This is a genomic window from Plantactinospora alkalitolerans, from assembly GCF_015690345.1.
GTDB lineage: Bacteria > Actinomycetota > Actinomycetes > Mycobacteriales > Micromonosporaceae > Plantactinospora > Plantactinospora alkalitolerans.
Genome location: NZ_JADPUN010000231.1, coordinates 17,662 through 40,374, shown reverse-complemented (window position 1 = coordinate 40,374; position 22,713 = coordinate 17,662). Strand labels below are relative to the sequence as shown.

The 22,713-nt window shown below is 70.0% G+C and carries 22 protein-coding genes; 8 read left to right on the top strand and 14 right to left on the bottom strand.

Annotation, left to right across the window (positions count from 1 at the left end):
- Positions 1–178: 178 nt before the first annotated feature.
- Together I0C86_RS26250 and I0C86_RS26245 are read right to left on the bottom strand one after the other, a co-directional pair.
- Positions 179–595, bottom strand: a complete 417-nt coding sequence (locus I0C86_RS26250) for a CBS domain-containing protein (RefSeq protein WP_196203946.1) — start codon at positions 593–595, stop codon at positions 179–181.
- A gap of 17 nt (positions 596–612) precedes the next feature.
- Positions 613–1,152: a MarR family winged helix-turn-helix transcriptional regulator gene (locus I0C86_RS26245; protein WP_196203945.1), complete on the bottom strand. Its 540-nt coding sequence runs from the start codon at positions 1,150–1,152 to the stop codon at positions 613–615.
- A gap of 36 nt (positions 1,153–1,188) precedes the next feature.
- Here I0C86_RS26245 and I0C86_RS26240 point away from each other — a divergent pair, with 36 nt between their 5' ends.
- The gene (locus tag I0C86_RS26240; RefSeq protein WP_196203944.1) at positions 1,189–2,487 is read left to right on the top strand and encodes a glycosyltransferase; all 1,299 of its coding nucleotides are present in this window, start codon (positions 1,189–1,191) and stop codon (positions 2,485–2,487) included.
- Between the two features lie 80 nt (positions 2,488–2,567).
- Here the strand turns inward: I0C86_RS26240 and I0C86_RS26235 are convergent, their stop codons facing one another.
- From I0C86_RS26235 to I0C86_RS26225, 3 genes are read right to left on the bottom strand one after another with little or no spacing between them, the layout of a single operon-like run.
- A complete protein-coding gene (locus I0C86_RS26235; RefSeq protein WP_196203943.1) occupies positions 2,568–3,596 on the bottom strand; it encodes an aspartate-semialdehyde dehydrogenase in 1,029 nt (342 codons plus the stop codon).
- 57 nt (positions 3,597–3,653) lie between these two features.
- Positions 3,654–5,012, bottom strand: a complete 1,359-nt coding sequence (locus tag I0C86_RS26230) for a M16 family metallopeptidase (protein WP_196203955.1) — start codon at positions 5,010–5,012, stop codon at positions 3,654–3,656.
- A gap of 26 nt (positions 5,013–5,038) precedes the next feature.
- Positions 5,039–6,334, bottom strand: a complete 1,296-nt coding sequence (locus tag I0C86_RS26225) for a M16 family metallopeptidase (protein WP_196203942.1) — start codon at positions 6,332–6,334, stop codon at positions 5,039–5,041.
- A gap of 256 nt (positions 6,335–6,590) precedes the next feature.
- Between I0C86_RS26225 and I0C86_RS26220 the strand changes: the two genes are divergently transcribed.
- A complete protein-coding gene (locus I0C86_RS26220) occupies positions 6,591–10,292 on the top strand; it encodes a M12 family metallo-peptidase (RefSeq protein ID WP_230394813.1) in 3,702 nt (1,233 codons plus the stop codon).
- A gap of 253 nt (positions 10,293–10,545) precedes the next feature.
- On the opposite strand, the gene I0C86_RS26215 is transcribed toward I0C86_RS26220, so the two are convergent.
- From I0C86_RS26215 to I0C86_RS26205, 3 genes are all read right to left on the bottom strand, one after another.
- The gene (locus tag I0C86_RS26215; protein ID WP_196203941.1) at positions 10,546–11,022 is read right to left on the bottom strand and encodes a hypothetical protein; all 477 of its coding nucleotides are present in this window, start codon (positions 11,020–11,022) and stop codon (positions 10,546–10,548) included.
- Positions 11,023–11,324: 302 nt separating this feature from the next.
- Complete coding sequence (locus tag I0C86_RS26210; RefSeq protein ID WP_230394812.1) at positions 11,325–11,966, bottom strand: class I SAM-dependent methyltransferase; 642 nt, start codon at positions 11,964–11,966, stop codon at positions 11,325–11,327.
- 225 nt (positions 11,967–12,191) lie between these two features.
- Positions 12,192–13,100: an oxidoreductase gene (locus I0C86_RS26205; RefSeq protein WP_196203939.1), complete on the bottom strand. Its 909-nt coding sequence runs from the start codon at positions 13,098–13,100 to the stop codon at positions 12,192–12,194.
- Positions 13,101–13,182: 82 nt separating this feature from the next.
- Here I0C86_RS26205 and I0C86_RS26200 point away from each other — a divergent pair, with 82 nt between their 5' ends.
- The gene (locus I0C86_RS26200; RefSeq protein WP_196203938.1) at positions 13,183–13,683 is read left to right on the top strand and encodes a TetR/AcrR family transcriptional regulator; all 501 of its coding nucleotides are present in this window, start codon (positions 13,183–13,185) and stop codon (positions 13,681–13,683) included.
- 61 nt (positions 13,684–13,744) lie between these two features.
- On the opposite strand, the gene I0C86_RS43785 is transcribed toward I0C86_RS26200, so the two are convergent.
- From I0C86_RS43785 to I0C86_RS26185, 3 genes are all read right to left on the bottom strand, one after another.
- Positions 13,745–13,999, bottom strand: a complete 255-nt coding sequence (locus I0C86_RS43785; RefSeq protein WP_230394811.1) for a site-specific integrase — start codon at positions 13,997–13,999, stop codon at positions 13,745–13,747.
- A 421-nt stretch (positions 14,000–14,420) separates the two neighbouring features.
- Positions 14,421–15,122, bottom strand: coding sequence for a helix-turn-helix domain-containing protein (locus I0C86_RS26190; protein WP_196203937.1), 702 nt, complete (start codon positions 15,120–15,122; stop codon positions 14,421–14,423).
- A gap of 127 nt (positions 15,123–15,249) precedes the next feature.
- Entirely contained in the window at positions 15,250–16,506 is a 1,257-nt protein-coding gene (locus I0C86_RS26185; protein ID WP_196203936.1) for an MFS transporter, read from the bottom strand.
- A gap of 51 nt (positions 16,507–16,557) precedes the next feature.
- On the opposite strand from I0C86_RS26185, the gene I0C86_RS26180 reads away from it, so the two are divergent.
- The gene (locus I0C86_RS26180; RefSeq protein WP_196203935.1) at positions 16,558–17,547 is read left to right on the top strand and encodes a DUF5937 family protein; all 990 of its coding nucleotides are present in this window, start codon (positions 16,558–16,560) and stop codon (positions 17,545–17,547) included.
- A 231-nt stretch (positions 17,548–17,778) separates the two neighbouring features.
- Here I0C86_RS26180 and I0C86_RS26175 read toward each other — a convergent pair whose 3' ends face one another.
- Complete coding sequence (locus I0C86_RS26175) at positions 17,779–18,891, bottom strand: hypothetical protein (RefSeq protein ID WP_230394810.1); 1,113 nt, start codon at positions 18,889–18,891, stop codon at positions 17,779–17,781.
- A 240-nt stretch (positions 18,892–19,131) separates the two neighbouring features.
- On the opposite strand from I0C86_RS26175, the gene I0C86_RS26170 reads away from it, so the two are divergent.
- On the top strand, positions 19,132–19,902 hold the full coding sequence (locus tag I0C86_RS26170; protein ID WP_196203933.1) for a DUF6193 family natural product biosynthesis protein: 771 nt from the start codon (positions 19,132–19,134) through the stop codon (positions 19,900–19,902).
- A 130-nt stretch (positions 19,903–20,032) separates the two neighbouring features.
- Here the strand turns inward: I0C86_RS26170 and I0C86_RS26165 are convergent, their stop codons facing one another.
- Positions 20,033–20,281 (bottom strand): flavin reductase, encoded by a 249-nt coding sequence (locus I0C86_RS26165; protein ID WP_196203932.1) that lies wholly within the window; start codon positions 20,279–20,281, stop codon positions 20,033–20,035.
- The gene (locus I0C86_RS26160; RefSeq protein ID WP_196203931.1) at positions 20,278–20,649 is read right to left on the bottom strand and encodes a hypothetical protein; all 372 of its coding nucleotides are present in this window, start codon (positions 20,647–20,649) and stop codon (positions 20,278–20,280) included. Before I0C86_RS26160 ends, I0C86_RS26165 begins: the two co-directional genes overlap by 4 nt.
- Positions 20,650–20,900: 251 nt before the next feature.
- On the opposite strand from I0C86_RS26160, the gene I0C86_RS26155 reads away from it, so the two are divergent.
- From I0C86_RS26155 to I0C86_RS26145, 3 genes are read left to right on the top strand one after another with little or no spacing between them, the layout of a single operon-like run.
- Positions 20,901–21,770 (top strand): helix-turn-helix domain-containing protein, encoded by an 870-nt coding sequence (locus I0C86_RS26155; protein WP_196203930.1) that lies wholly within the window; start codon positions 20,901–20,903, stop codon positions 21,768–21,770.
- Positions 21,763–21,963 (top strand): DUF397 domain-containing protein, encoded by a 201-nt coding sequence (locus I0C86_RS26150; RefSeq protein WP_196203929.1) that lies wholly within the window; start codon positions 21,763–21,765, stop codon positions 21,961–21,963. Before I0C86_RS26155 ends, I0C86_RS26150 begins: the two co-directional genes overlap by 8 nt.
- Before the next feature lie 37 nt (positions 21,964–22,000).
- Complete coding sequence (locus I0C86_RS26145) at positions 22,001–22,474, top strand: TspO/MBR family protein (protein WP_196203928.1); 474 nt, start codon at positions 22,001–22,003, stop codon at positions 22,472–22,474.
- The last annotated feature ends 239 nt before the right edge of the window (positions 22,475–22,713 follow it).

Below are 22,713 nucleotides of genomic sequence, written 5' to 3'. Positions count from 1 at the left end.
GGACAGCAGGGCCGGCCCGGTCGGGCCCGGCCCTGCTGTCCGGAGCGTCCCTCACCACCGGGTGTCCGGGCCTCACCCTCGGCGGGTGAACCGACCGGGTCGTTGCCACGGACCGGTGGACGCATGACGCGACGGGCCCGGGGAGCGCCGGACTGCGCTGCCCGAGCCCGTCGCCGGGTCAGTTGTTGGGTTCGTCGGCGCTGATGTCGGCGAGTACCGACTGCGGTTCCCGCTCCACCGCGAGGTCGCCCAACGACACCAGTCCGATCAACCTGCCGTCTTCGACCACCGGCAATCGCCGTACGCCGTATGTCCGCATCAGGTCGGCCGCGGCTACCGCGTCGTCGTACTGCGTCACGGTGACCACGTCCTGGGTGAGGATCTGGTTGAGGGTGGCGGTGGACGCGTTCATCTCCTCGGCCACCCCACGGACGGTGATGTCACGGTCGGTGACTATCCCGACCACGCTGTCCCCATTGGTGACGATCACGTCGCCGATGGCGCTGTCCCGCATCACCCGAGCGGCGGCGGTGAGCGTATCGCCGCCGTCCATGGTCACCAGACGGGTCGTCATGAACTCTCCGACGGTCGTCATCCTGCTCCCCTCTCCTGTCAGCCGTCGCCGTCTACCCGGCTGGCCCCGGGATAACCCGGAACGGTCGAGGGGGACGCCGGCCTCCGGTCGGCAAGGTCGGCGAGGACCCGTTCGGCCAGTTCGCAGAGGAGAACGATCTCGGCGGGACGCAGTGCGGCGAACCAGTCCGCGACCGCCGAGTGGTCGTCGTCGTCCCGGTTCCGCCAGTACTCCGCGTTCGCCTCGGTCCCGACGAGCCGGCGGCGGCGCCGGTCGGCCGGATCGGACTCCACCCGGAGCAGGCCCTTGCGGGTGAGCGCGGCGACGAGTTGGGCGACGTTCTGGTGGGTGCTGCCCAGTGCGGCGGCCGCCTCGGTCAGGGTCGGTCGGCCGAGCGCGAGGACGGCGGTGAGCAGTGCGGCCTGTTGGGTGGTGAGCCCGTCGGGGCGGAGCCGCTCGTCCATCAGGTAGCGCATCCGCTGGCCGAGCAGCAGCACCAGCCGGAACGCCCGGACCGGCGGCTCCAGGTCCGCGCTGTCGGCTCCGCCGTCGAACAGGGGCTTCCCCGACGATGACATGGGCAATATATTACTCACCTAGAGAAGCCCAATATATTGCAGAATCCGGAGGACGTCGGCGTGATCTGCCTGCTTCCGCACTGTGCCTACCTGTCCCAGACCTCCCGGATGGTGGAGATCCATCGCGCGCTCACCGCCCGGGGAGTGCCGGTCCGGGTGGCCACCCACGGCGGTACGCACGAACGCGTGCTCACCCAGGCCGGAATCGCGTACGACGTGATCGGTCCACCGATGACCGCCGAACGCTGCGCCCGCTTCCTACGCGAACAGCCCAGTTCCGGACCGGTCGGGCAGAGCGCGTACAGCGACGAGGAACTCCGGGCCTACGTCCGGGCCGAGGTCGACTACTTCCGGCAACACCAGATCTCGGTCGCGGTCACCGGATTCACCCTCAGCACCGTGCTCTCCACCCGGGCGGCCGGGATCCGGCTGGTCACCGAACACTCCGCCAGTTGGGTACCGCCGGTCTTCGAACGCCGCCTCCTTCCGGTCCCGACCCGGCCGGTCGTACCGGCAATGCGGTTCCTGCCCGGCCCGATCGTCCGACGGCTGCTCGGCGCCGCACCGCCCCGGGTCGACTACTACTGCTCCGGATTCAACCGGATCGCCGCCGAACAGGGCCTACCGCCGGTGCCGAGCCTGGCCGCCCTGCTGCTCGGCGACCTCACCCTGGTCACCGAGGCGCCCGAGGTGCTCGGCGTGCCGGCGGCGGAGATCGACGCCTGGTCTCCGGCGGGCCGCCGCGGCTACCGGCCGGAGACCCGGCTGCGCTGCACCGGCCCCCTCTTCGCCCACCTCGACGTCCCGCTGCCGCCCCGGGTGGACGAGTTCCTGAACGGGCCCGGGCCGGTGATCTACCTGGCCGTCACCTCCAGCCCGGCCGAACTGGTCCGGGCGGTGGTCCGCGCCCTCGCCGCGCTGGACGCCCGGGTGCTGGTCGCCGCGACCGTGCACGAACTCGGCGACCTCGAAGGCCCCGGCGTCATGGTCGGCGGTGTGCTGCCCAGCCACCTGATCATGCCGAGGGTGGATCTCGCGATCACCGCAGGTGGGCAGGGCAGCGTGCAGACCGCGATGGCCGGCGGCACTCCGCTGCTCGGCCTGCCGCTCCAACTCGAACAGGAACTCAACATCTCCCTGGTCGAGCGCCTCGGCGCGGCACGCCGGATCGCGCTGCGGCACGCCGGGACCGCCAAACTCGCCGACACCGCCCGCGCGATGCTGGCCGACCAGCGGTACCGCCGGGCGGCGAAACGGATCCGGGACCGCTACGCCGGCATCGACGGACCGGGCAACGCCGCCGAGGCAATCATCGAGTACGCCGAACAGCGCTGAATCCCTCGAACCGGTCCCCCCGACGACCCGACCCGGTCCCCCCGAGAACCCCGGCGGCACCACCGGAACGGCGAAACCGGCTACCGCCGGAGCTCGCCAGCGACCAGTTCGGCGATCTGTACGGCGTTCAGCGCCGCCCCCTTGCGGAGGTTGTCGTTGGAGCAGAAGAACGCCAGCCCGTGTTCGACCGTCTCGTCGGCGCGGATCCGGCCGACGTACGTCGGGTCCTGGCCGGCCGCCAGCAGCGGGGTCGGTACGTCCGCCAGCGCCACCCCGGGCGCCCCGGCCAACAGCCCACGGGCCCGTTCCGGGCTGACCGACCGGGCGAACCTGGCGTTGACCTGCAACGAGTGCCCGGTGAACACCGGCACCCGGACACAGGTCCCGGACACCCGCAGATCGGGGATCTCCAGGATCTTGCGGCTCTCGTTGCGGAGCTTCTGCTCCTCGTCGGTCTCTGCCGAACCGTCGTCGACGATCGACCCGGCCAGCGGAAGCACGTTGAAGGCGATCGGTCCGGCGTACACCCGAGGAGCGGGGAACTCCACCGCCCGGCCGTCGAAGGCGAGCGCGCTGGCGCCGTCGGCCACCTTACGGACCTGCTCGTCCAACTCGGCCACCCCGGCCAGGCCCGATCCGGACACCGCCTGATAGGTCGTCACCACCATGCCGACCAGCCCGGCCTCGGCGTGCAGCGGTCGCAGCACCGGCATCGCGGCCATCGTGGTGCAGTTGGGGTTGGCGATGATGCCCCGGGGCCGTACGGCCGCGGCGTGCGGGTTGACCTCGGCGACCACCAGCGGCACCTGGGGATCCATCCGCCAGGCCGACGAATTGTCGATCACCACGGCGCCGGCCTCGGCGACCCGGGGGGCGAGCTGCCGGCTCGTGCCCTTTCCGGCCGAGAAGAGCGCGATGTCCAGGTCGCCGTAGTCGGCGGTCTCGGCATCCTCCACCACGATCTCGCCATCCCGCCACGGCAGCGTCCGACCCGCCGACCGCGCCGAGGCGAACAGCCGAAGCCGCTCGACCGGAAACTGGCGCTCGGCAAGTATCTGCCGCATCACGCCACCGACCTGGCCGGTGGCCCCCACAATGCCGATCCTCATACCCGCGAGGCTACCCAGCCTCCCGGTCGGTCCGGCAACGACATTCCCAGCCGCCGGTCAGGCCGGGCCGGTCACGACGCCGGTCGCGTCGACGACCTCGCCGAGGCCGGTGGCGGCCAACTCGTCCCGGATCACCGCCGCGTCGCCCTCGACCACCAGGGTCAGGCCCTGCGGATGCAGATGCGCCGCAGCCGCCGCCGACACCTCCGGCTCGGCCGCGGACAGGAACTGTTCCCGCAACGTGGCGTGGTAGTCGTCCGGCAGGTCGTGCACCACCAGCGTGGCCAGGGCGTTGGCGATCGCCCGGGGAGCCTGCAACTCCACCGAGAGCTGCCCGGCCCGCCAGGCGCGGGCGACCGCCAGCTCGGACTCGGTCACCCCGCCGTCCCGGGTACGGTTGATCTCCCCGACCGCATCCACCAGGGCCGGCGCGGTCACCGCGGTCTGCACCCCGGAGCTGACCACGAACCGCCCGAACCGCCGGGAGTGACCGAACTCGGCCCTGATCCCGTACGTGTAGCCGCGTACCTCCCGGATCAGGTGGTTCAGCCGCGAGGTGAACGCGCCGCCGAGGACCGTGGCGGCGAGCGTCATCGGTACGTAGTCGGGATGCGCCCGGTGCGGCGCGACGTGGCCGAGCCGCAGGGTGGACTGCACCGAGCCGGGCCGGTCGACCAGGATGATCCGCCGCTCGCCGGGTGCCTGCACGGGCAGGATGCCGCCCGCCGGCTCGGCCACCGCGGAGGTGCCGGCGAACGCCGTCGTGGCGAGCGCGTCGAGGTCGATCCGGTCGAGGTCACCGACGACGAGCAGCGTGCCCGGCCGGGTCAGCCAGTCGGCGTGGAACCCGGTCACGTCGTCCAGGGTGACCGCCGCCACCGACTCGGGATCGCCGTCCAACGGCCGACCGACCCGCTGATCGGCCCCGAACAGGTCGGCGCGGAGTGCCGCGTCGGCTCGTGGCCCCGGGTTGGCCCAGTACATCCGCAGCGCGGTGACCTCGTCGTCGCGTACCCGGATGACGTCGGCCGGATCGAGCCGTGGGGTCCGGACGGCCTCCGCCAGCAACTCCACCGCGGCGGGCAGCCGGTCGACGGGCACCTGCACGCTGACCTGGAACACGTCCCAGTCGGCGGAGATGGCGAGCCCGGTGCCCAGCCCTTCCAGCGCCAGTGCGTACGCCGTGGAGTCGCGGCGGGTCGTCCCCTCCTCCAGCGCCTTCGCCACCACACCGGACAGCCCTTCCCGGCCGAGCGGCTCCCGGCCGGCGCCCGCTTCGAGCAGCAGCACCGCGACGGCGAGGTTGTGTCCGGGCAGGTGGGCGGCGACCACGTTTCCGCCGGCCACGGTCTGCCGGACAACGGGCGGGAAGACGTACGGCCGGGCGGTCCCGGTGGCCGGCCGCTCCGTGACCAGGACCGGACTTCCGTCGCGCTGCTCGCTCACGCCGCCACCTCTTTCTCCGGCAGGTAGGTCAGGGTCACCCGGTCGTCGGGGTGGAGCAGTTCGGCGGCCAACCGGGTCACCTGGTCGGCGGTGACCGCGAGCCAGGCCGGCAGCCGGTCCCCGGCCCGGCCCGGATCGCCGAGTTGGGTGGTGTGCCGGCCGAGTATGTCGGCCCGGCCGTCCACCGAGGCGAGCTGCCGCCACCAGGCGGTGGTGAGCAGGGCCTTGGCCCGGTCCAGCTCGGCGTCGGTCACCCCGTCGGCCACCTCGGTCAACACGTCGGCCAGTCCCGCCTCCAACTGCTCGGCGGGAACGCCGTCCCGGGCGGTGGCGGTGACGATCAGCGGGGCGGGCCCGTACGCCAGGTCGACCCCGAACGCGCTGACGCTGTCCGGCTGCGCGAGCCGCGCGCCGTCGGCGAGCCGCTGGTAGAGCCGGCTTCCCCGCCCGCTGCCCAGCAGCGTGGCGAGTACGGTCACCGTGTCGTAGGCCGAGCCGCCGAACGGCTGGGTCCGGTGGGCCAGATAGACCCTCGGCGCCGGTACGTCGGCGGTCACCGTCTCCCGGTTCGGCACACCGGTGGCCGGCACCACCAGTCCGTCGGGTGCCGCCGGAATGTCCGGCCGGGGCGCCAACCCGCCGAAGTACCGTTCGGCCAGCGCGAAGACCTCGCCCGGCGAGGCGTCCCCGACCACCGTGAGCACCGCGTTGTTCGGCGCGTAGTAGGTGGTGTGGAACGCCTGGAAGGTGGCCAGGTCGGCGGCGTTCAGGTCGGCCATCGAACCGATCGTCGCGTGGTGGTACGGATGCCCCGGTGGATAGAGCAGCGGCAGCAGTCGCAGCCAGGCGTCGCCGTACGGGACGTTCTCGTACCGCTGGCGCCGCTCGTTCTTCACCACCTCGCGCTGGTTGTCCAGCGTCTCCTGGGTCAGCGCCGGCACCAGGCCGCCCATCCGGTCCGCCTCCAGCCACAGGGCGAGAGCCAGGTGCTCGGACGGCAGCGTCTCGAAGTAGTTGGTCCGGTCCGGGTTGGTGGTGGCGTTCAGCGAACCGCCGGACCCCTGCACCAACTGCATGTGCTCGGTCTTCGCCACGTTGACCGAGCCCTCGAACATCAGGTGCTCGAACAGGTGGGCGAAGCCGGTCTGGCCGTTGGGTTCGTGCCGCGAGCCGACGTCGTACCACAGGTTGACCGCGACGACGGGGGCGCTGCGGTCCTCGCTGACCACCACGCGAAGGCCGTTGTCCAGTCGGGTGGTCTCGATCGGCCAGGGATAACCGGTCTCGGGCATGGGCACGACGCTATCCGATCGACCGCCCGCGCCGGGGGCAACCCCGCCGGTCGTCGTCGAGATCGGTGACTGATCGGCGAATTCGACACAGTGGCCGGTGTCAGATCCGCGATCGTCACGCCACGGAGGCTATCCACACCCCCACCCGGGCGCATATCGTTCGCAGACCCCCTCGACTGATCAATGCTTTGCCTGGGTGGCGGACACGCGCCCGCGCGATCGGCCGGCGCCGAGGAGCAGTCCCAAGGAGACAGAGTTGACCATTCCCTCGTTACCGGCCGCCGGCGTCCGCCGGGTGGCACCGCGCCGCCGCCTGGCCGCCCTCGCGGTCGCCGCGCTGGCCGCCGGAGTACTGCCGGTGCTGACCAACCCCGCACCCGTCGCGGCCGCACCCCCATCCGGCAACTACTGGGAGAAGTTGGCCGAGGGCCCGGCCGCGGCCAGGGCCGGCGGCCCCACCGACATCCAGGCCAGCCGGTACACCGGCTACACCCTCGACCGGTCCGGCCTCGCCTCGGCACTGGACCGGGCACCACAGGAACGGAGTACGGCGGCCACCACCGGCGCGCTCGTCGTGTCGCTGCCCACCCCGGACGGCGAGTTCCAGCGCTTCCAGTTGGTGGACTCGCCGGTGATGGCGCCCGGCCTCGCCGCCCGGCACCCGGAGATCCGGACGTACGCCGGTAAGGGGCTGGACGATCCGACCGCGACGGTCCGGGCCGACCTCACCCCGCTCGGCTTCCACGCCTCGGTCCGCTCCGAGCACGGCGTCTGGTACGTCGACCCGTACAGCCGCCAGGACCAGAGCCGGTACGCCAGCTACTACGTCAAGGACACGGTCAACCCGGACCCGGCGTTCGCCGAGCGGGAGGACGTCGCCGGCACCGCCGAGGCGCTCGCCGACGACGTCGGATCCGCCCCGTCCGCCACCGCCGGCGGCGACGTCCAACTGCGGACGTACCGGCTCGCCCTGGTGACCGACCCGTCCTACGCCACCTACTTCGGCCCGGGAAACGTCACCGCCGCCAAGGTGACGCTGGTGAACCGGGTCACCCAGATCTACGAGGACGAGACGGCGATCCGGCTGGTCCTGGTCGACCAGACCGAGAAGACCAACCTCAACACCTCGGCCGAGGCCATCGGGGCGAACGGACCGTGCGGCGCCGCCCCCTGCTACACGGCGGCCCAGCTCACCTCCTGCGGCAGCGGCACGCTGAACCGGAACCAGATCGTCCTGGGCCAGCTCGTCGGCGCCGGCAACTACGACGTCGGGCACATCGGCCTCGGCGTCAACGGCGGCGGGATCGCCGGCCTGGGCGTCGTCGGCGGGGCCAACAAGGCGCGCGGCTGCACCGGCCTACCGACCCCGGTCGGTGACTTCTTCGCCGTCGACTACGTGTCGCACGAGATCGGGCACCAGTTCGCCGGCAACCACACCTTCAACGGCACCGAGTGGAACTGCTCCGGCGGCAACCGCAGCGCCGCCAACTCGTACGAGCCGGGCAGCGGTTCGTCGATCATGGCGTACGCCGGGATCTGCCAGCAGGACAACCTGCAACCGCACAGCGACCCGTACTGGTCGCAGCGCAGCTACACCGAGATCACCACCTACGTCACGTCGAGCCGCCCGGCCGTGAACGAGGTGCAGAACGTCTCGCTGCGCGACTTCGGCACCAACGGCGACTCGTTCAGGCTCAGCTACGCGGGCGGCGAGTCCGCGCCGATCGTCCGAGGCACCAACTACAGCACCGCCGGGATCAAAGCCGCCATCGAGGCGATCGGAGGCTGGCCGGCCGGCGCGACGGTCGGCGTCACCGGATTCGGCGGCGCGGCACTGGACGACACCGGTTTCCAGGTCACCTTCGCAGGTGGACCGGTCGCGGCCACCAACGTCGGTGCGCTCGCCGTCACCGCCGCCACGGGCGCGTCCGGCTTCGTCGGCGAGACGGTCAAGGGCGGCGCGGTGGACAACGGTGGCTGGAAGATCGAGGAGACCGCCAACCATGCCCCGGTGGTCACCGTTCCGGCGGCGTACACCATCCCGGTCCGTACGCCGTTCGCGCTGACCGGCAGCGCCACCGACGCCGACGGCGACACCGTGACGTACCTGTGGGAGCAGAACGACCGGGGTGCGGCCGCCGGAACCGCGCTGGTCAACAACACCAAGGCCAACGGCCCGCTGTTCCGCCAGTTCGGTACGGCGGCGATCGTCAGCCCGTCCGACGCCCTGGAGTACCACTCCCCCGGTCAGAACGCGGTGACCACCGACCCGACCCGGATCTTCCCGGACCTGGCGCAGATCGCGGGAAACAACACCAACGCCAGGACCGGCACCTGTCCGGCCGCGCCGCCGATCCCGCCCAGCGGCGGAGCCAGCAACGTGCCGCCGGAGGTCGTCGACTGCTACTCGGAGTTCCTGCCCACCGCCGACTGGGTCGGCGTACCCGGTGACCGGACCCTGCACTTCCGGCTCACCGCCCGGGACGCGCGCCCGGGTGGCGGCGGAATCGGCCGCGCCGACACCGCGCTGACCCTGGCCCCGACCGCCGGGCCGTTCCTGGTCACCTCGCAGGCGACGGCCGGCGACACCCTGACCGGCGGCAGCGCACTGCCGGTGAGCTGGGACGTGGCGGGCACCGACGTCGCTCCGATCGGCGTCGCCGAGGTGAAGATCTCGCTCTCCGTCGACGGCGGGAACACCTTCCCGCACGTCCTGGCCGAACGGACCGCCAACGACGGCACCGAGTCGGTGACCCTGCCGAACGTCGGCGCGAAGGCGGCCCGGATCAAGGTCGAGGCGGTCGGCAACGTCTTCTTCGACCTCAGCGACGCAGACTTCGCGCTCCGGGCCACACCGACGGTGAGCCTGAGCAGGCCGGGCGAGGTGGTGACGGTCCAGTACAGCGACCCGATCCTGCCGGAGGTACGCGTCGAGGCGACCGACCCGGACGGCGGGCCGGGGCAGCTCACCGCGACCGCCGCCGGTCTGCCCACCGGACTGCTGCTCGGTGCCAAGAAGCCGGAGCAGCCGGACGACGACGGCGAACCCGCCGCCTGGGGCATCGTCGGCAACAACCGGGCGACTCCGGGCGACTATCCGGTGACGGTGACGGTCACCGACGGACACGGGCTGATCGGGACCGTCTCGTTCGTGATCCGGGTGCTGCCGGAGGCGGCGGAGGTGGCGTACACCGGGGACAGCCTGGTCTCCGGGTCGGGGCGGAACGCGCAGGTGCTGCTCCAGGCCACCCTCCGGGAGGTCTCGGCGTCCACCGGGGCCGAGCCGTGGCCGGGTGACGTCTCGACCGCCACGGTGACCTTCGCCGCCGGTGGCCGGACCCTCTGCACGGACGTGCCTACGCCGCTCGGCACGGACGACTTCGCGGCCTCGGCGAGCTGTACGGCGAGCCTGCCGACCGGCAGCTCCGAGGTGACCGTCACGCTCGGCGGCAACTACGCCGGTACGACGAAGGCACGGGTCGAGGTGGCCCGGTCGGACACCCGGGTGGTGCTCGGCGGCGGTTCGGTGACCCCGACCCGGTCGGCCGGGGCGTACCCGGTGGATCCGAAGTCCCGGGCCGACTTCACTGTGCTGGTCGCGCAGACGCCACTCGGCGGCACCGGTACGACGATCCTGTCCTTCCGCTCCGAGGGCCGGAAGTACGAGATCCGGGGCGTCGGTCTCGACTCGTTCGGCGTACGGTCCAGCGGCGGCATCGACCGGCTGGACCTGCGCACCCGCGCCGGCCTGTACGACGTCACCGATCCCCGCCGCCCGGTAACGGTGGCCACCGGACTCACCCTCCGGATCACCGGTACCGACCGTGGCCTGCTCGGTGGGAAGGACGGCATCGGGGTCACCCTGACCGAGGGCGACCGGCTGCTCCTCTCCACCGACTGGACCGGCCTGACCAGCCAGGAGATCAGCCTGACCAAGGGCGCCCTCCTGGTCCTCTGAGGTGCGGAAAGGGCCCTCCCTTCCTATCGGATCTTCCAGGTAGGGAGGGCCCTTCCGCCCGTGCTGCGAGTCGCTGCCCACTACGAGTACGCGTTGGCCGGCGGCTTTGCCGTACAGGCCACCGCATCCTGGACCGTCCCAGCGAGGGAAGCCAGGTGCGCCGACGACCCGAAACCGCCGGCACCAGACACGGTGCCCGACGGAACCGCCGACAGGAAGAGTCTGCGCAGTGAGCGGATGCGGCAGGGAACTGTCAACGGCGTGAGTTGATCCGCTCGAGGACTTGGCCAGCGCACCAGTCCGGGCATCGGCACGCGCCCTGCTGCGCGAGGCGGTGCCGTAGTTCGGTCGACGCGTTTGGATGGTGCGCAACGAGGCTGCGGTGGTGAAAGGTACGGCTGCCGTATTTCGCTGCCTCGTCATTGGCGAGACGCTCCAGGGCCGTGCCGGGTGTGGCCAGGTGCAGCAACGCGTTCCATTGAACCGAGCTGTCCGAATCGTGCAGCAGCCGGTCTAGCGCGTCCGGTGGCGTCCTCGGGTTCCGAGCCACCCACAACCGAACCGGGCGGATCGGGTCGCCGGCCAGCCCTCGCAAGCGCTCCGGGATCGTTTCTGCTGAACGCGCCTCGAGTACCCGCTGATAGCCAGCCATACGGTCGCGGTACGACGGCACGTCCCGAGCAGCCTCTGCCATAAGGTTGATGATCGCAGGGTTGACCTCGTAGTCCATCGGGTCAGCAGGCATCTCGGCAGGTAGAGAGCGACGGCGAGACCGCCGAGGACGGCTTTGCCGTAGCCGAACGCGCGGGCCATGCTCCGGTTGACGCTGACGCACCGGTCGAAGGCGGCGGAGGCGGACGCCGGGTCGAGGTGGTGCGCGGGTCGGGTGGTGGGTGTTCTTATCCGGTACGGGTTGTTGGCAAAGGGTCATGATCCGTCGAGGCTGAGCGTGGTCGCTGCCTGCCGTGGCAGTTGAGCGGGCCGGCCGCATGGGACAAGTTCCGCGGTCGCCGCTCCGCGGCCGTTGCTAACTCAGGGGGCCTGCCGTGGACAAGCGCGGTCTCCCGCTCCCCAGTAGAACGGCCCGGATGTTGAATGGACCTCGCTGCGCCAACCCATCCGGTCGAGCTGCTGTTCGAGGTCTTCGGGCTGGTACGGGACCTTGACGATCCGGTAGGCCGTTCCGTCGATGAGCCGGCGTTGGACGACGGGGGAGTCCTCGCCCTCGATGAGTTCCTCGACCGGGCGGTACCCGTCGTCGACGAAGAACACCCTTCCATTCGGTTGCAAACAGTCGGCCACCAGCGACCAAAACGACGCGAAGCGTTCGGGCGGAACGTGTGACAACCAGAACCCGAAGAACACGACGTCGTAGCGACGGTCGGGCCGCCAACCGAATAAGTCAGCCAACACAAACCGGACCCGCTGCTTGCCCACCCGGGCCGAGGCGATGCCGAGCATCTCAGCGGAGGCGTCCACGGCCGTCACGTCGGTGGCATGCCGCAGCAACTGGCCGGTCCAGGTGCCTGGGCCGCAGGCGAGTTCGAGCACGCTGCCGGTCGGCCGGAAAGCATCCAGCGCCTCGGAAAGTTCATCGCCGCCGGGCAACGGCAGCGCATGGTCGTCGTACTCGGCAGCAACCGCCCGATAGAAACCGGCCTGCTCGTCGAGCAACTCCGCCAGATCGTCGCAAGCAACCATCCGTCGAATATCCGGGAAGACGGACCGGTCCGCAACATCGACAAGGTCGGCAGCCCAACGCGGTCCGAGCTAACCGCACATCGACATGTCTGGCTGTTCGTCGGCACACCGACGGTCACGCTCCGTGGCGCCCGGATCGCGGCAGGACTGGATACGTGATCGAGCGCGACCAGCAGGACGCCGGGTCGCAGGAATAGATCAGTGCGCAGCTTCGGTACGCAAGGGGTAGGCGACGCCTGTCGCCACTTCGGACATCGCCCACAGTCGGCGTCGTGTGGCCGGGTCGCAGGCACGTTCCGGGGCCTGGTGCGGTTTCGGGGCGCCCTTGAACTGGCCGGGACCGCCCGGTCCGTAGTACTCGCCGCCGGCGGCCTGCGGGTCGGTGGCCGCCCGGAGTACGGACAGTGCACCGGCCTGAGCAGGCTGGGTAAACAGCCACCCAATCGTTGCGTTGGCCAAGCGGAAGCCTGGCGATGCGTCACGAAACAGGCTGGTGCGCGCTCCGCCCGGATGGGCCGCGAGGCTGATCGTCGATGAGTCGGACGCGGCGAGTCGATGCTGCAGTTCGAACGCGAACAGCAAGTTCGCGAGTTTTGAGGCGCTGTAGGCCGTGGTTGGCCGGTACCCGTCGAGGTTCCTGAGGTCGAGGTGCCTGATGGAGCCTGCGGCGGCGGCCTTGCTGCTGACCGTGACGATCCGCCCGGCCGGTGATCGCTCAAGCATGTCGAGGAGGAGACCGGTCAGCGCGAAGTGGCCGAGGTGGTTGACGCCCATCTGAGACTCGAAGCCGTCCTTGGTGCGCTGTGCCGGCTGCCACCACAGACCGGCGTTGTTGATCAGGATGTCGAGTCGCTCGAAGCGCTTGTGAAGGTCGCTTGCCGCTTGCCGCACGCTCTGGAGGCTGGCGAGTTCGAGAGCGAGGACGCTGCCTCTGCCGGGTAACGCACGCACGGCGTCCGCACCGCGTGCCGCGTTGCGAGCGCCGATCACCACGTGGGCTCCCTGTGCGCTCAAAGCTATTGCCATTTCCAGGCCGATGCCGGCGGTAGCTCCGGTCACCAGCGCTGTGGTGCCGTCGAGCCGGGGTATGTCGCGCGCGCTCCACATGACGTCTCCTATAATCGGAACGGTCGCCCCGTTTGACTATACGGAACGGTCGCCCCGTTTGTCGACAGGCCGGAGGATCCTCATGCGTGCCGATGCTCGCCGCAATCGCCAGAGCGTCCTGAATGCCGCCTACGAGATCCTGGCCGCCGAGGGCCTGGGCGTGCCCATCGACGAGATCGCCCGCCGCGCAGGCGTCGGCGCCGGCACCGTGTATCGGCACTTTCCGACCAAGGAGTCGCTCATCGAGGCCGTGGTGCTCGACCGCCTCCACGCCCTGACCGACAAGGCCCGTTCCGGCATCGACTTCGCCGAGTTCTTCACCGTCATGGTGGAGGCCGGCCTCACCAATCGCGCCATCGCGGACGTTCTGGCCGGCGGCGGATACCACATACCCGCCGACGCCGACGCCGCCCTCAACGCCGCCTTCGCCGAACTCCTGCAAGAGGCGCAGCAACGCGGAACCATCCGTCCGGACGTCACGCCCGACGACATTCACGCCCTCGTGATCGGCTGCGTCGCGACCGCGCGACACCGCGGCGCCACCGTCCTCGTTCAGATCGTCGTCGCCGGCCTACGCGCCTGATGCAGGGAGTCCCTCAGTTCCGCTTCGGCTCACCCAGAGAGTTCCAAGATCGAGTGCGCGATCATCGACAAGTCCGCATGTTAGGCCGCTCCGTTCCGGAGGCCATGTAGGCGGCGAGGATGTAGTTGGGGTGGCGGTCGAGGTTCTTGCGGGCGCGGTCGTAGCGCATGGTGGTGCGCGGTTCGGCGTGGCGTGCCGGTCCATCCTTGCCGCCCTTGCCGCGTACCCGTATGACCCGGTGACCGTGTTCCTCGCCGAGGTCGCCGATGTTCGAACCGCAGGCTTCGAAGATCCGCAGCCCCAGCAAACCGAGCATGGCGATCAGCGCGAAGTCGTTCGGGTTGCCGGATTGCCGTGGGGTGGTGATCAGTGCTTCGAACTGGAGGTGACCGAGCCGAGGGTGGGTGATTCGGGTGGGACCACCGGTCTGCGGACGTAGTCGGCGGGTGAGTGCGGGAGGATGTCGTCGATGACGCAGACGCGGTTCGGTGCACCAGGTCAGGAAACGCGTAGGTCAGAGTCGGTGTGTGACCGTGTGTCACCTCGGTAGCGACCGAGGTAGACGGCCACCGCCACACGGAGAACACGGCGATCAGGAGAGACCGGTACCGGAAGCGGGAGAGGTAGTCATACCTCACGGTGCGTCACGGTCACAGGCCGTGCCAACACACCCGCCGCGGCAGAAGAGTGCACGCGATCATGGACGCGTTGAGTCTGTTCCCGTTCGTTCGCCCTGTTCAAGAGTCGGTTCGATGATCCAGCGACAGCCGCACCGGGTCGTCACCGTCGGTATGCAGTAGGCCCTGGGCCTCAGCGACTGCCAGCGCTTTGCGTACGGCTGCGTTGCTGACGAGAAGCCGCTTGGCCAGATCGCCGATGCTGGTCTCCAGCGGCAGCCGAGGAGTCCATCTCAGTAGCGCTTCGATGTCCCCGGCCACGCCCGAGGGCTGGTCTCCCGTCTCGGAGCTACGGGTGAACCAGGCGGGCAGTTCTCTGACTGGGTTGGGCCAGAATCGGATCAGCCAGTAGTACCCGTCGCCGTCAGTCGGCCGGCGTGCGACTCGTACACGGAACCACTCCGTGTCGCCGAGGTGGAGGTCGGCCTCACCGTAGCCGCCGGTCAGGTCGGTCAGGGTCAATTCGCCCGAGCTTGATCGGAACGGTGTTTCCAGGACGTCGTCGAAGTCGGCGTGCTCGGCTGGAGGCGGTGCGTCGTGCAGCTCAACCCGCACTGTGTGGCCCGACAGGCCAGGGGCCTGGGCGGCGATCCAGCCGGCGCCCGATCCGGCGAATGTCCCGGTCGGCTTGTCTCCGCGATCGCGGTGATGCGGCAACTGTGGGTCCTCGTCCGGCTCCCACGCCTGGTTCGTGTCGGCGAGGATCATAATCCCGTAGCTCGGATGGTAGTCGTCAGCTTCGAACGCGCGCATCACAGCCACGAGGCCCAGGCTATAACTCGCGTTGGAGCCGGGTTCGACAGCGCAGCCGGTAGCGGCCGACCGACCAGGAGCGTTGAACGAGGCCGTGGCCTCCACCATCTCCTGATGTCGGGTGTTGGCAAAGGGGTCATGATCCGTCGAGGGTCTGCCGGCGCATCGGGGAGTGCAGGATCGGCACCCACACCAGCGCGAGTGCGGCGCAGGCGGCCCAGGTGGCGGTACGTGGACCGGAGAGATCGCCGACCAGTGCCGCCGCCGCCGCGCCGAGGGTGAGCGCGCCGCTGAAGATCACGCGCAGGGTGCCGTTGACGCGTCCGAGTAGCCGCGGCGGCGTGACGTGCTGGCGGAACGACATCAGAACCACGCTGTCGAAGCCGACCTTGAAGATGACGAGTGCCCAGGCGAGCGCGGCGGCCGGTCCGGGAACGGCCTGACCGACGAGCGGTAGCACGAAGGAGACTGGGGCGATCACCAGCCCGATCACGAGAACCGATTGGCCGGCACCGAGAAGCCTCGACAGTCGTTCTCCGTAGAGCGCTCCGAGCAGGCCGCCGGTGCCGCCGGCGCCGAGGAAGAGACCTAGCTGGCTTTCCGACCAGTGCAGTTCCTGGACCAGGATGAGCGGCAGCATCGCGACGGTACCCGCGGTCGCGAAGTTCACGAGCGCTCCGGCGACGGCGATCGCGCGCAGGGTGTGGTTGTGCCGGACGAACGACAGGCCCTCCCGTACCTCGGCCGCGAGTGAGCGTCGGACGGCCTCGACCCGGCGTGGCTCCGGCCGCTGGATGCGTCGGATCCAGAGCGCCGACCAGAGGTAGCCGAGTGCCGTCGCGATCAGCACCGCCGAGGCCGTGGACACGCCGACCAGCCAGCCGGCCAGCGCGGGGCCGCCGACCAACGCCATCTGCTCCACTATGCCGAGACGCCCGTTCGCGGCGATCAGGCGTCGGCCGCCGCCGCCGACAAGGTCCGGCAGGTGGCTCTGCATCGCGACGTCGAAGAAGACGGTCGCGACGCCGTTGAGGAACACCACCAGCCAGAGCTGGGTCATGGTCAGGGCGGAGAAGGCGGCAGCGACCGGTACCGAGCCGATCAGCGCGAACCGGGCCAGATCCATGGCGATCATGACCGGGCGACGGGCGACGCGGTCGAGCCACGCACCCGCCGGCAACCCGAGCAGTAGAAAGGGGGCGGTGCCGGCGGCGGCCAGCGCACCCGACGCGCCCGGACCAGCGCCGAGCGACGTGATCGCGACGAGCGGGATGGCCACCTTGGCGATGTTGAAGCCCCATTTCGCCGCCACCGCGGCGACGAGGTAGATGGTGAAGTCGCGGTGCGGGGTCCGGGCGTCGGGCTCACGACGGGGGGCGTGCTGGATCGGCATGCCCGAACCCTCGGTGTCGGTCGCCTGCTCGCACCAACGATTCGCACTACGATGAATCCTCGTGGGGTCGACCTGATGCTGCGGATGTCGCTGTCCCTCGCCGATCTCGCGAGTGTCAGATTCGCGATCTCTCCCGCCTGGGAGGTCGTCGCGAGCCTGCGCGTACTGCGCGATCCCGGCGCGCACGCCGTGCACCTGCCATGGGTGAGCCGGCACCGGGCCGCGGTGCTGGCCGCACCCGACCTGCGGCAGCTGCACGACCTGGTGATCGCGCCGGAACGGAAGCTGCCGGGCTTCCTCGCGCCGGCGCCGCACTCGCCCGTCGCCGAGCCCGAGGCGGAGTTCGCGGCGGTCCGCAAGACGCCAGCGGCGGTCGTACGCGCGGAACTCACGGCGGTGTACGGCGACCGGCTGCCAGCCTCGCTGTCGGACCTGCGTCGCGCGCCGCGTCGTACCCTTCCCGTGATCGTGGAACAGATGCGGACCTACTGGAACCTCGCGCTGGCGCCGTACTGGGGGCGGATGCGTGGCATCCTGGAAGGCGACGTGATGTTCCGGGCACGGCGACTCGCCGACGCGGGTCCGCACCGGATGTTCTCCGAACTCGATCCCATGATCTCGTGGTCGGACGACGTCCTGTCGGTGAACCGACCCAACCTGGACCTGCACTACGAACTCGGCGGGCGTGGCCTGGTGCTCGTGCCGTCGCTGTTCGCCTGGCCGAACGTCTTCGTCAAGGCGTCCGAGCCCTGGGCTCCAGTGCTGCGGTATCCCACTCGGGGCGTGGGCTCGATGTGGCTCAACGACCCACCCGCGACAGATCTCGCCCCCGTCCTCGGCCAGGCCCGCGCGACCCTGCTGGCCGAATTGACGACCCCGTCGACGACGACGTCGCTGGCCCGCCGTACCGGGCTGACCCCGAGCGGAGTCTCGGCACACCTCTCGCGGCTCGTGACCGCGGGCCTGATCACCCGGCAGCGGGCCGGTCGACTGGTCTTCTACGTACGCACCGCGCGGGGCGACACACTTCTCGGCGACTAATGTCACTCAGGAACTGCTCCGCGAAGTCTCGCCTGGTCATCCGCTGTACGGGATGGCGTTCACCGTTGTCGGGCGGTCCGATGCCCGCGATCATGTGCTGCTCAGGTTCGGCGGCCGATGGGCCCTGGTTCATCTGACCTGGAGCGGGAAGTCCGAGCTTGCACCATGGCCGACGTACACCACATTCGATTCGGCCAGTGGGTGCCGATCTCGCCCGGAGGGTTCACCCACTCAGAGTCCGTGCTTCGCGGCTACCGCAGCCGACTGCGGTAGCCTCCGGGCCCCCCCGTGCTTCAACAGGTCCCGGGCATGCTTGCGGAAGCCCCAGCGTGCCGCGATATCTGCAGCTTCCCAGGGCAGTCTGTCGGGCACGGACCACGGCAGGCCACCGACCCACCGGTCGACGATGGCCGCCCGCGACGTGGAGGACTCGCACAACGGTAGGGCTCTGCTCACGAGGACGTGCTCGATGTCGTTGACGGTGGCAGGCGTCGAGTCGTAAGACGTGGACAGGACACGCTCGCCAGCGATGACTTCGCACCCATGCTGGAGTTCAATGGACTCGACCACGTCGGTCGTCGTGATCTCGACGACCTCGACGGTGAGCCTGACGCGGGAGTTGACGATCGTGCCATCGTCGTTGTGGTAGCCGATGCCGTTCCGTAGCTCCACTACCTGGACGAAGCGATCATCCGCGAGGACCCGATAGAAGCCGGGGCTGTGCAGGGCGTTCGGGTCGATGTGGGACTTGTGATGTTCGAGGCTCATCCGCAGTCGACCGACGAACCCATGGCCGGCCAGGATGGGGGCCATACCGTCTGCCAATGCGCTCATCACGGCGGGTTGCAACGCCCGGAGTCGCGGCATCCGCCGGGGGTTCCGGTTGATGGCAAGCAGTGCTCGGATCGCGGCTGCATGTACGTCCGGCAGCGAGAGGACGCTCCGCACAAGGAGGACCTCGCGATCCGCATGCTCCACTGCGTCGATGCCAGGCTGGTCGGCCAAGGCATCCTCAAGTCCGTCGGCGTCCACGTCAGCGTATGACGACACCGTGTCGTCCAGACCGACGACCGTGTTACACCCGCCCTCGTCGCCCAGCTCCATCTCCTCGACGCCGACGATCCAGCGCAAGTCAGCCACATCGAGCTCTTCGTCGGCGAACCGGGGCACGGGCTGGGCATCGGCGAGCACGTCTGCGACTGGATCGTCACTCGTCGGCGAAAGGCGGAGCGGCTGAGGTCGCCGTCGTGTCAGCAGAACGTTGAGCAGCGCCCAGATGATGACACCAACAACAAGGACCAGCCTCGGCACCAGGAGGAGTCTCCACGACAGCCGGGCGGGCACCCCCGCACGATGACGCATCTGGCCACTCTGCACAAGTAACAGCCTCGGCCGGGTCGTCCGCAACCTCCGTGGCTCGGAGCATGAAAGCGGACCGCCGGCTGCGGGACAACAACGGGTCCCCGATGACGAACCTCGGGGAGGATTACTCCTGCATATCAAGCAGATCCGGATGCCGAGCCGCAGAGTCGGTGGCCGGCTCCCTGGCGACTACGGCAGCGCGACCCGCGTCATGATGGGACGATGCCGGAAGGGAACGGGCTCGACTATTCGCACTATCCAGACGTCACCACGGCTGGTGACCTTCGGAGCGCGCTGCAGAACGCGTTCGACTCGACCGGCATGCCGCTGCACGCGCGGCATGTGGAATCGCCGGGGTGGGTGTTGACGCACGCCGTCGTACGCGCCGATGACCGGCACGTGGATATCCACATGACGTCCGGTGGTCGCGCTTTCGGTCTCGACTTCTGGACGCCGGGCTTTCAGCTGGCCCGCGGCCTCACCGCCGATCTCCGGGATGCCGCCGCGGCCATCTCCATGTTCCTGGACGGTGCCGGGCTCCGTCAGCTCGGGGCGGCCTGGCCGTTCGTGAACTTCGGTCTGTTCGCCGAGGCGTTCGAACGCGGTGAACCCGAGGCGATCGCCTTTCGGTGGCAGCGGCTGCTCGACCCGCCGCCACCCCGGGCGCGGCACCTGGACGGTCTGCGCGACTTCCTCGTAGCGGCCTCGGGCGAGCCACGGCTGCGCGCGTTGTATGTCTTCACCAGCCACTACGATCTCGGGTTCCGGCGGTCGGTTCCCGACGGACAGAGCCGGGCCTTGGCATGGGTACGGCCGCTCGGCGAGGGCCGCTACTTGATTGCCGGCGCGGATCGCCGCCAGCTTGACACGGTCGGGCCAATGGGCAGAACGGCCTGGGACACGGATCCAGTGGCCGGTGCGCTGGGGCCCGCGCCCGCCCAGGAGAGCGTCGCGCTGGTGCTCACGGCAATGGACCGGGACGTGCACGCGTAGTCGGCCTCAAGTGGGAAGCCGGACCGGAAACCACGTTCCGGGGAGGGTGGCAAGCGGCCCCGCCCCGAGCTGCCACGACCACGGGGAAGTCGGCAGCTCGGGGCAGGCATCGGGTGATGAGGAAGGTCAGTCAGCGGCGGCGGGGTACCCAGTGGAGGAACCGGCCGACGAGCAGTGTGGGGTTGACCTCGGGCAGCTCTTGCAGGGCGCGGGCAAGGTGGCTACCGAGGTACACCAGCAGGCCCACCCGATCACCTCGGAAGCCGATCAGCAGTGCCAACCGCGCGTCCTGGCACGGCCAGTCGAGGCCGCAGGCCCGGCACCGGTACGAGGGACGCATCGGCACGTGCCGGCGCCAACGCTCCTCGCGGCCGATCATCGCGGCGCCGGTCGGGCTTCCTCGGCTCGGCGTACCCGCGCGGCCTGCCCGGCCGCCAACGCACCGGCCCGGCCGGTCTGATGTCGTCCCGACGCCGAGTTCCACAGTGGGGAGCGAACGTTCCGCGCTCGGACCCGAGCCGGCGGCGGACCGTCCGCCTTCTCAGCCATGGGTGCCGGGGTACGGACGGCCGCCCGGTACGTGGCCGGGGTGAGCGGCGGCACCTTCGGCGCGTAGGGCATCGGGACCAGTTCGATCGAGTCCGGGCACCGCCAGCGGAAGCCGCACCGGCAGTAGCGCCAGAGGCGACGCCAGTTCCGGCGGTGGTGTGGTCGCGGACCGGCGAGGTACCGGTAGAGCCTGCGCATCACGTGCCTCCTCGGGTAGTGGGCGGGAGCCGATCCCAGGGGAGCTGGGACCGGCTCCCGATGCGAGTTCCACCCGGGCGCTTGACGGTCACCGAGCGGTCCTGCTGCTGCCACTCTCTGTGCCCCCACAACAGACATGCAACGGTCTAAGCTGATGCATCCCTCACTACTCGTTCCTTTTTCACAATCCGCCGGAAACAGTCGCAGAATCGGTCGGCTGATTGCTTCAATTTGAGACAGGAGGTCCGGCGATGACGGATGCGGGGTCGTCCATACCGCGCAGGCAACTCGGCCGAATCCTGCGGCAGGCTCGCGAACAGGCCGGGCTCTCCATGGAGGCCGCCGGCTCCGACCTCGAATGGTCGCGCTCCACGATGTACCGGATCGAGGGCGGCCAGGCCGCCGTGAAGGCTCGGGACGTCGAAGCGATGTGCCGGCTCTACGGCACGTCGGGCGAAATGACCGAGGCGCTGAAGAAGCTCGCCGCCGAGACGAAGGCGAAGGGGTGGTGGCACGCCTACGGCGACACCCTGCCGGCCTGGTTCGAGCTGTACGTCGGTCTGGAAGCGGCTGCCTCCCGCCTCCGTCACTGGCAGCCCGCCGCACTGCCCGGTTTACTCCAGACCAGGGAGTACGCCGAACACCTCCTGCGGTCGCACCCGGACATCCCGCCCCGCGAGGTCGGGCGGCTGGTCGAGGTCCGGATGGAACGGCAGAAGATCCTGACCCGGCACAAGCCCGAGCCACCGCGCCTGGATGTGATCGTGGACGAGGGAGTGCTACGCCGGCAGGCTCCGGGCATGGGACGTCAACTCGCCCACCTCCAAGGCCAGGCGACCGCCGGCGTGGCGAGCATCCGGATCGTCCCGCGATCCGTGGCGCCGAGCTTCGCCCTGACCGGCGGGCAGTTCATCATCCTGGAATTCCCCTCGCTCGGGATCAGGACTCCCGAACCCACCACTGTCTACAGCGAGCTACTGACGGGTGCCCTCTACCTCGACAAGCCGGCGGAAGTTGCGGCGTACGCTAAGGCATGGAGGGCGCTCGAAGAGGTGGCGCTCGATCTGTCTCAGTCGGCCGACCTGATCGCGATGATCGGCAAGGAGATGAGCGATGACTGACCAGTCCGGCGCGAAGTGGCGCAAGTCCCGCCGCAGCAACGGGTCGGGCGGCGAGTGCGTGGAGGTCGCCGACAACCTGTCCGGTGTCGTCCTGGTGCGCGACACCAAGGACCGCGAAGGCGGCACATTGACGTTCACTCCCACCCCCTGGCGAGCCTTCGTCGACTTCGCGAAACAGACCCCGACCGGCTGATCGGGATGACTGGTGCCCGATCGGGTACCAGACCGGGATGAACGGTTCGACTCTCGTCAAGACCGGGCTGGCCACCGCCGTGACCGCCACCGCCGGCGCGCTCGCCACCGACCCCGACTCCGACTGGTACCGATCGCTGGACAAACCTGCCTGGCAGCCACCTCCGGCGGCGTTTCCCGCCGTCTGGACCCCGCTGTACGCATCGATCGCGTTCGCCGCCGCCCGCGCCCTCGACGCCAGCACCAGCACCGCACAGCGCAGCCGCTTCCGGCGCGCGTACGGGATCAATCTCGCCCTGAACGCCGGCTGGAACGCGCTCTTCTTCCAGGCCCGGCGGCCACGGCTCGCCCTGGCCGAGTTGATCGTGCTGAACGCGGCCAACGTGCTCCTGCTGCGCCGGGCCTGGCAGGCCGACCGGCTGGCCGGGGCGGCGCTCCTGCCCTACCTGGCCTGGACCGGCTTCGCCACCGGGCTGAACGCCGCGATCGCCGCCCGCAACCCGGGCCGCTGACCTGCCCGGCCCGCCGACCTGGCTGCCCCCGCTGACCTGGCCCCGCTGACCGACGGCGCCCACCCCGATCAGCCCGGGGGCGGCGGCGGGCTCCGGGCGTACCAGGGAGTGGGCAGCCGGATACGGTCCGGTCCGGCGTCGGGTATGGTTCTTTCCGTGGCGCACTCGTATCGATGGTTTAGTCAGCCGGCTTCGGAGCCGGTGACTCGGCCATGACCTGACGTCACCAGAATCCAGCA

Excerpts from the sequence above, each read along its gene's own strand:
- I0C86_RS26250 (WP_196203946.1), bottom strand. The coding sequence starts at position 595 with ATGACGACCGTCGGAGAGTTCATGACGACCCGTCTGGTGACCATGGAC.
- I0C86_RS26245 (WP_196203945.1), bottom strand. The coding sequence starts at position 1,152 with ATGTCATCGTCGGGGAAGCCCCTGTTCGACGGCGGAGCCGACAGCGCG.
- I0C86_RS26235 (WP_196203943.1), bottom strand. The coding sequence starts at position 3,596 with ATGAGGATCGGCATTGTGGGGGCCACCGGCCAGGTCGGTGGCGTGATG.
- I0C86_RS26225 (WP_196203942.1), bottom strand. The coding sequence starts at position 6,334 with ATGCCCGAGACCGGTTATCCCTGGCCGATCGAGACCACCCGACTGGAC.
- I0C86_RS26215 (WP_196203941.1), bottom strand. The coding sequence starts at position 11,022 with ATGGACTACGAGGTCAACCCTGCGATCATCAACCTTATGGCAGAGGCT.
- I0C86_RS26205 (WP_196203939.1), bottom strand. The coding sequence starts at position 13,100 with ATGTGGAGCGCGCGCGACATACCCCGGCTCGACGGCACCACAGCGCTG.
- I0C86_RS26200 (WP_196203938.1), top strand. The coding sequence starts at position 13,183 with ATGCGTGCCGATGCTCGCCGCAATCGCCAGAGCGTCCTGAATGCCGCC.
- I0C86_RS43785 (WP_230394811.1), bottom strand. The coding sequence starts at position 13,999 with ATGCTCGGTTTGCTGGGGCTGCGGATCTTCGAAGCCTGCGGTTCGAAC.
- I0C86_RS26185 (WP_196203936.1), bottom strand. The coding sequence starts at position 16,506 with ATGCCGATCCAGCACGCCCCCCGTCGTGAGCCCGACGCCCGGACCCCG.
- I0C86_RS26180 (WP_196203935.1), top strand. The coding sequence starts at position 16,558 with ATGAATCCTCGTGGGGTCGACCTGATGCTGCGGATGTCGCTGTCCCTC.
- I0C86_RS26170 (WP_196203933.1), top strand. The coding sequence starts at position 19,132 with ATGCCGGAAGGGAACGGGCTCGACTATTCGCACTATCCAGACGTCACC.
- I0C86_RS26165 (WP_196203932.1), bottom strand. The coding sequence starts at position 20,281 with ATGATCGGCCGCGAGGAGCGTTGGCGCCGGCACGTGCCGATGCGTCCC.
- I0C86_RS26160 (WP_196203931.1), bottom strand. The coding sequence starts at position 20,649 with ATGCGCAGGCTCTACCGGTACCTCGCCGGTCCGCGACCACACCACCGC.
- I0C86_RS26155 (WP_196203930.1), top strand. The coding sequence starts at position 20,901 with ATGACGGATGCGGGGTCGTCCATACCGCGCAGGCAACTCGGCCGAATC.
- I0C86_RS26150 (WP_196203929.1), top strand. The coding sequence starts at position 21,763 with ATGACTGACCAGTCCGGCGCGAAGTGGCGCAAGTCCCGCCGCAGCAAC.
- I0C86_RS26145 (WP_196203928.1), top strand. The coding sequence starts at position 22,001 with ATGAACGGTTCGACTCTCGTCAAGACCGGGCTGGCCACCGCCGTGACC.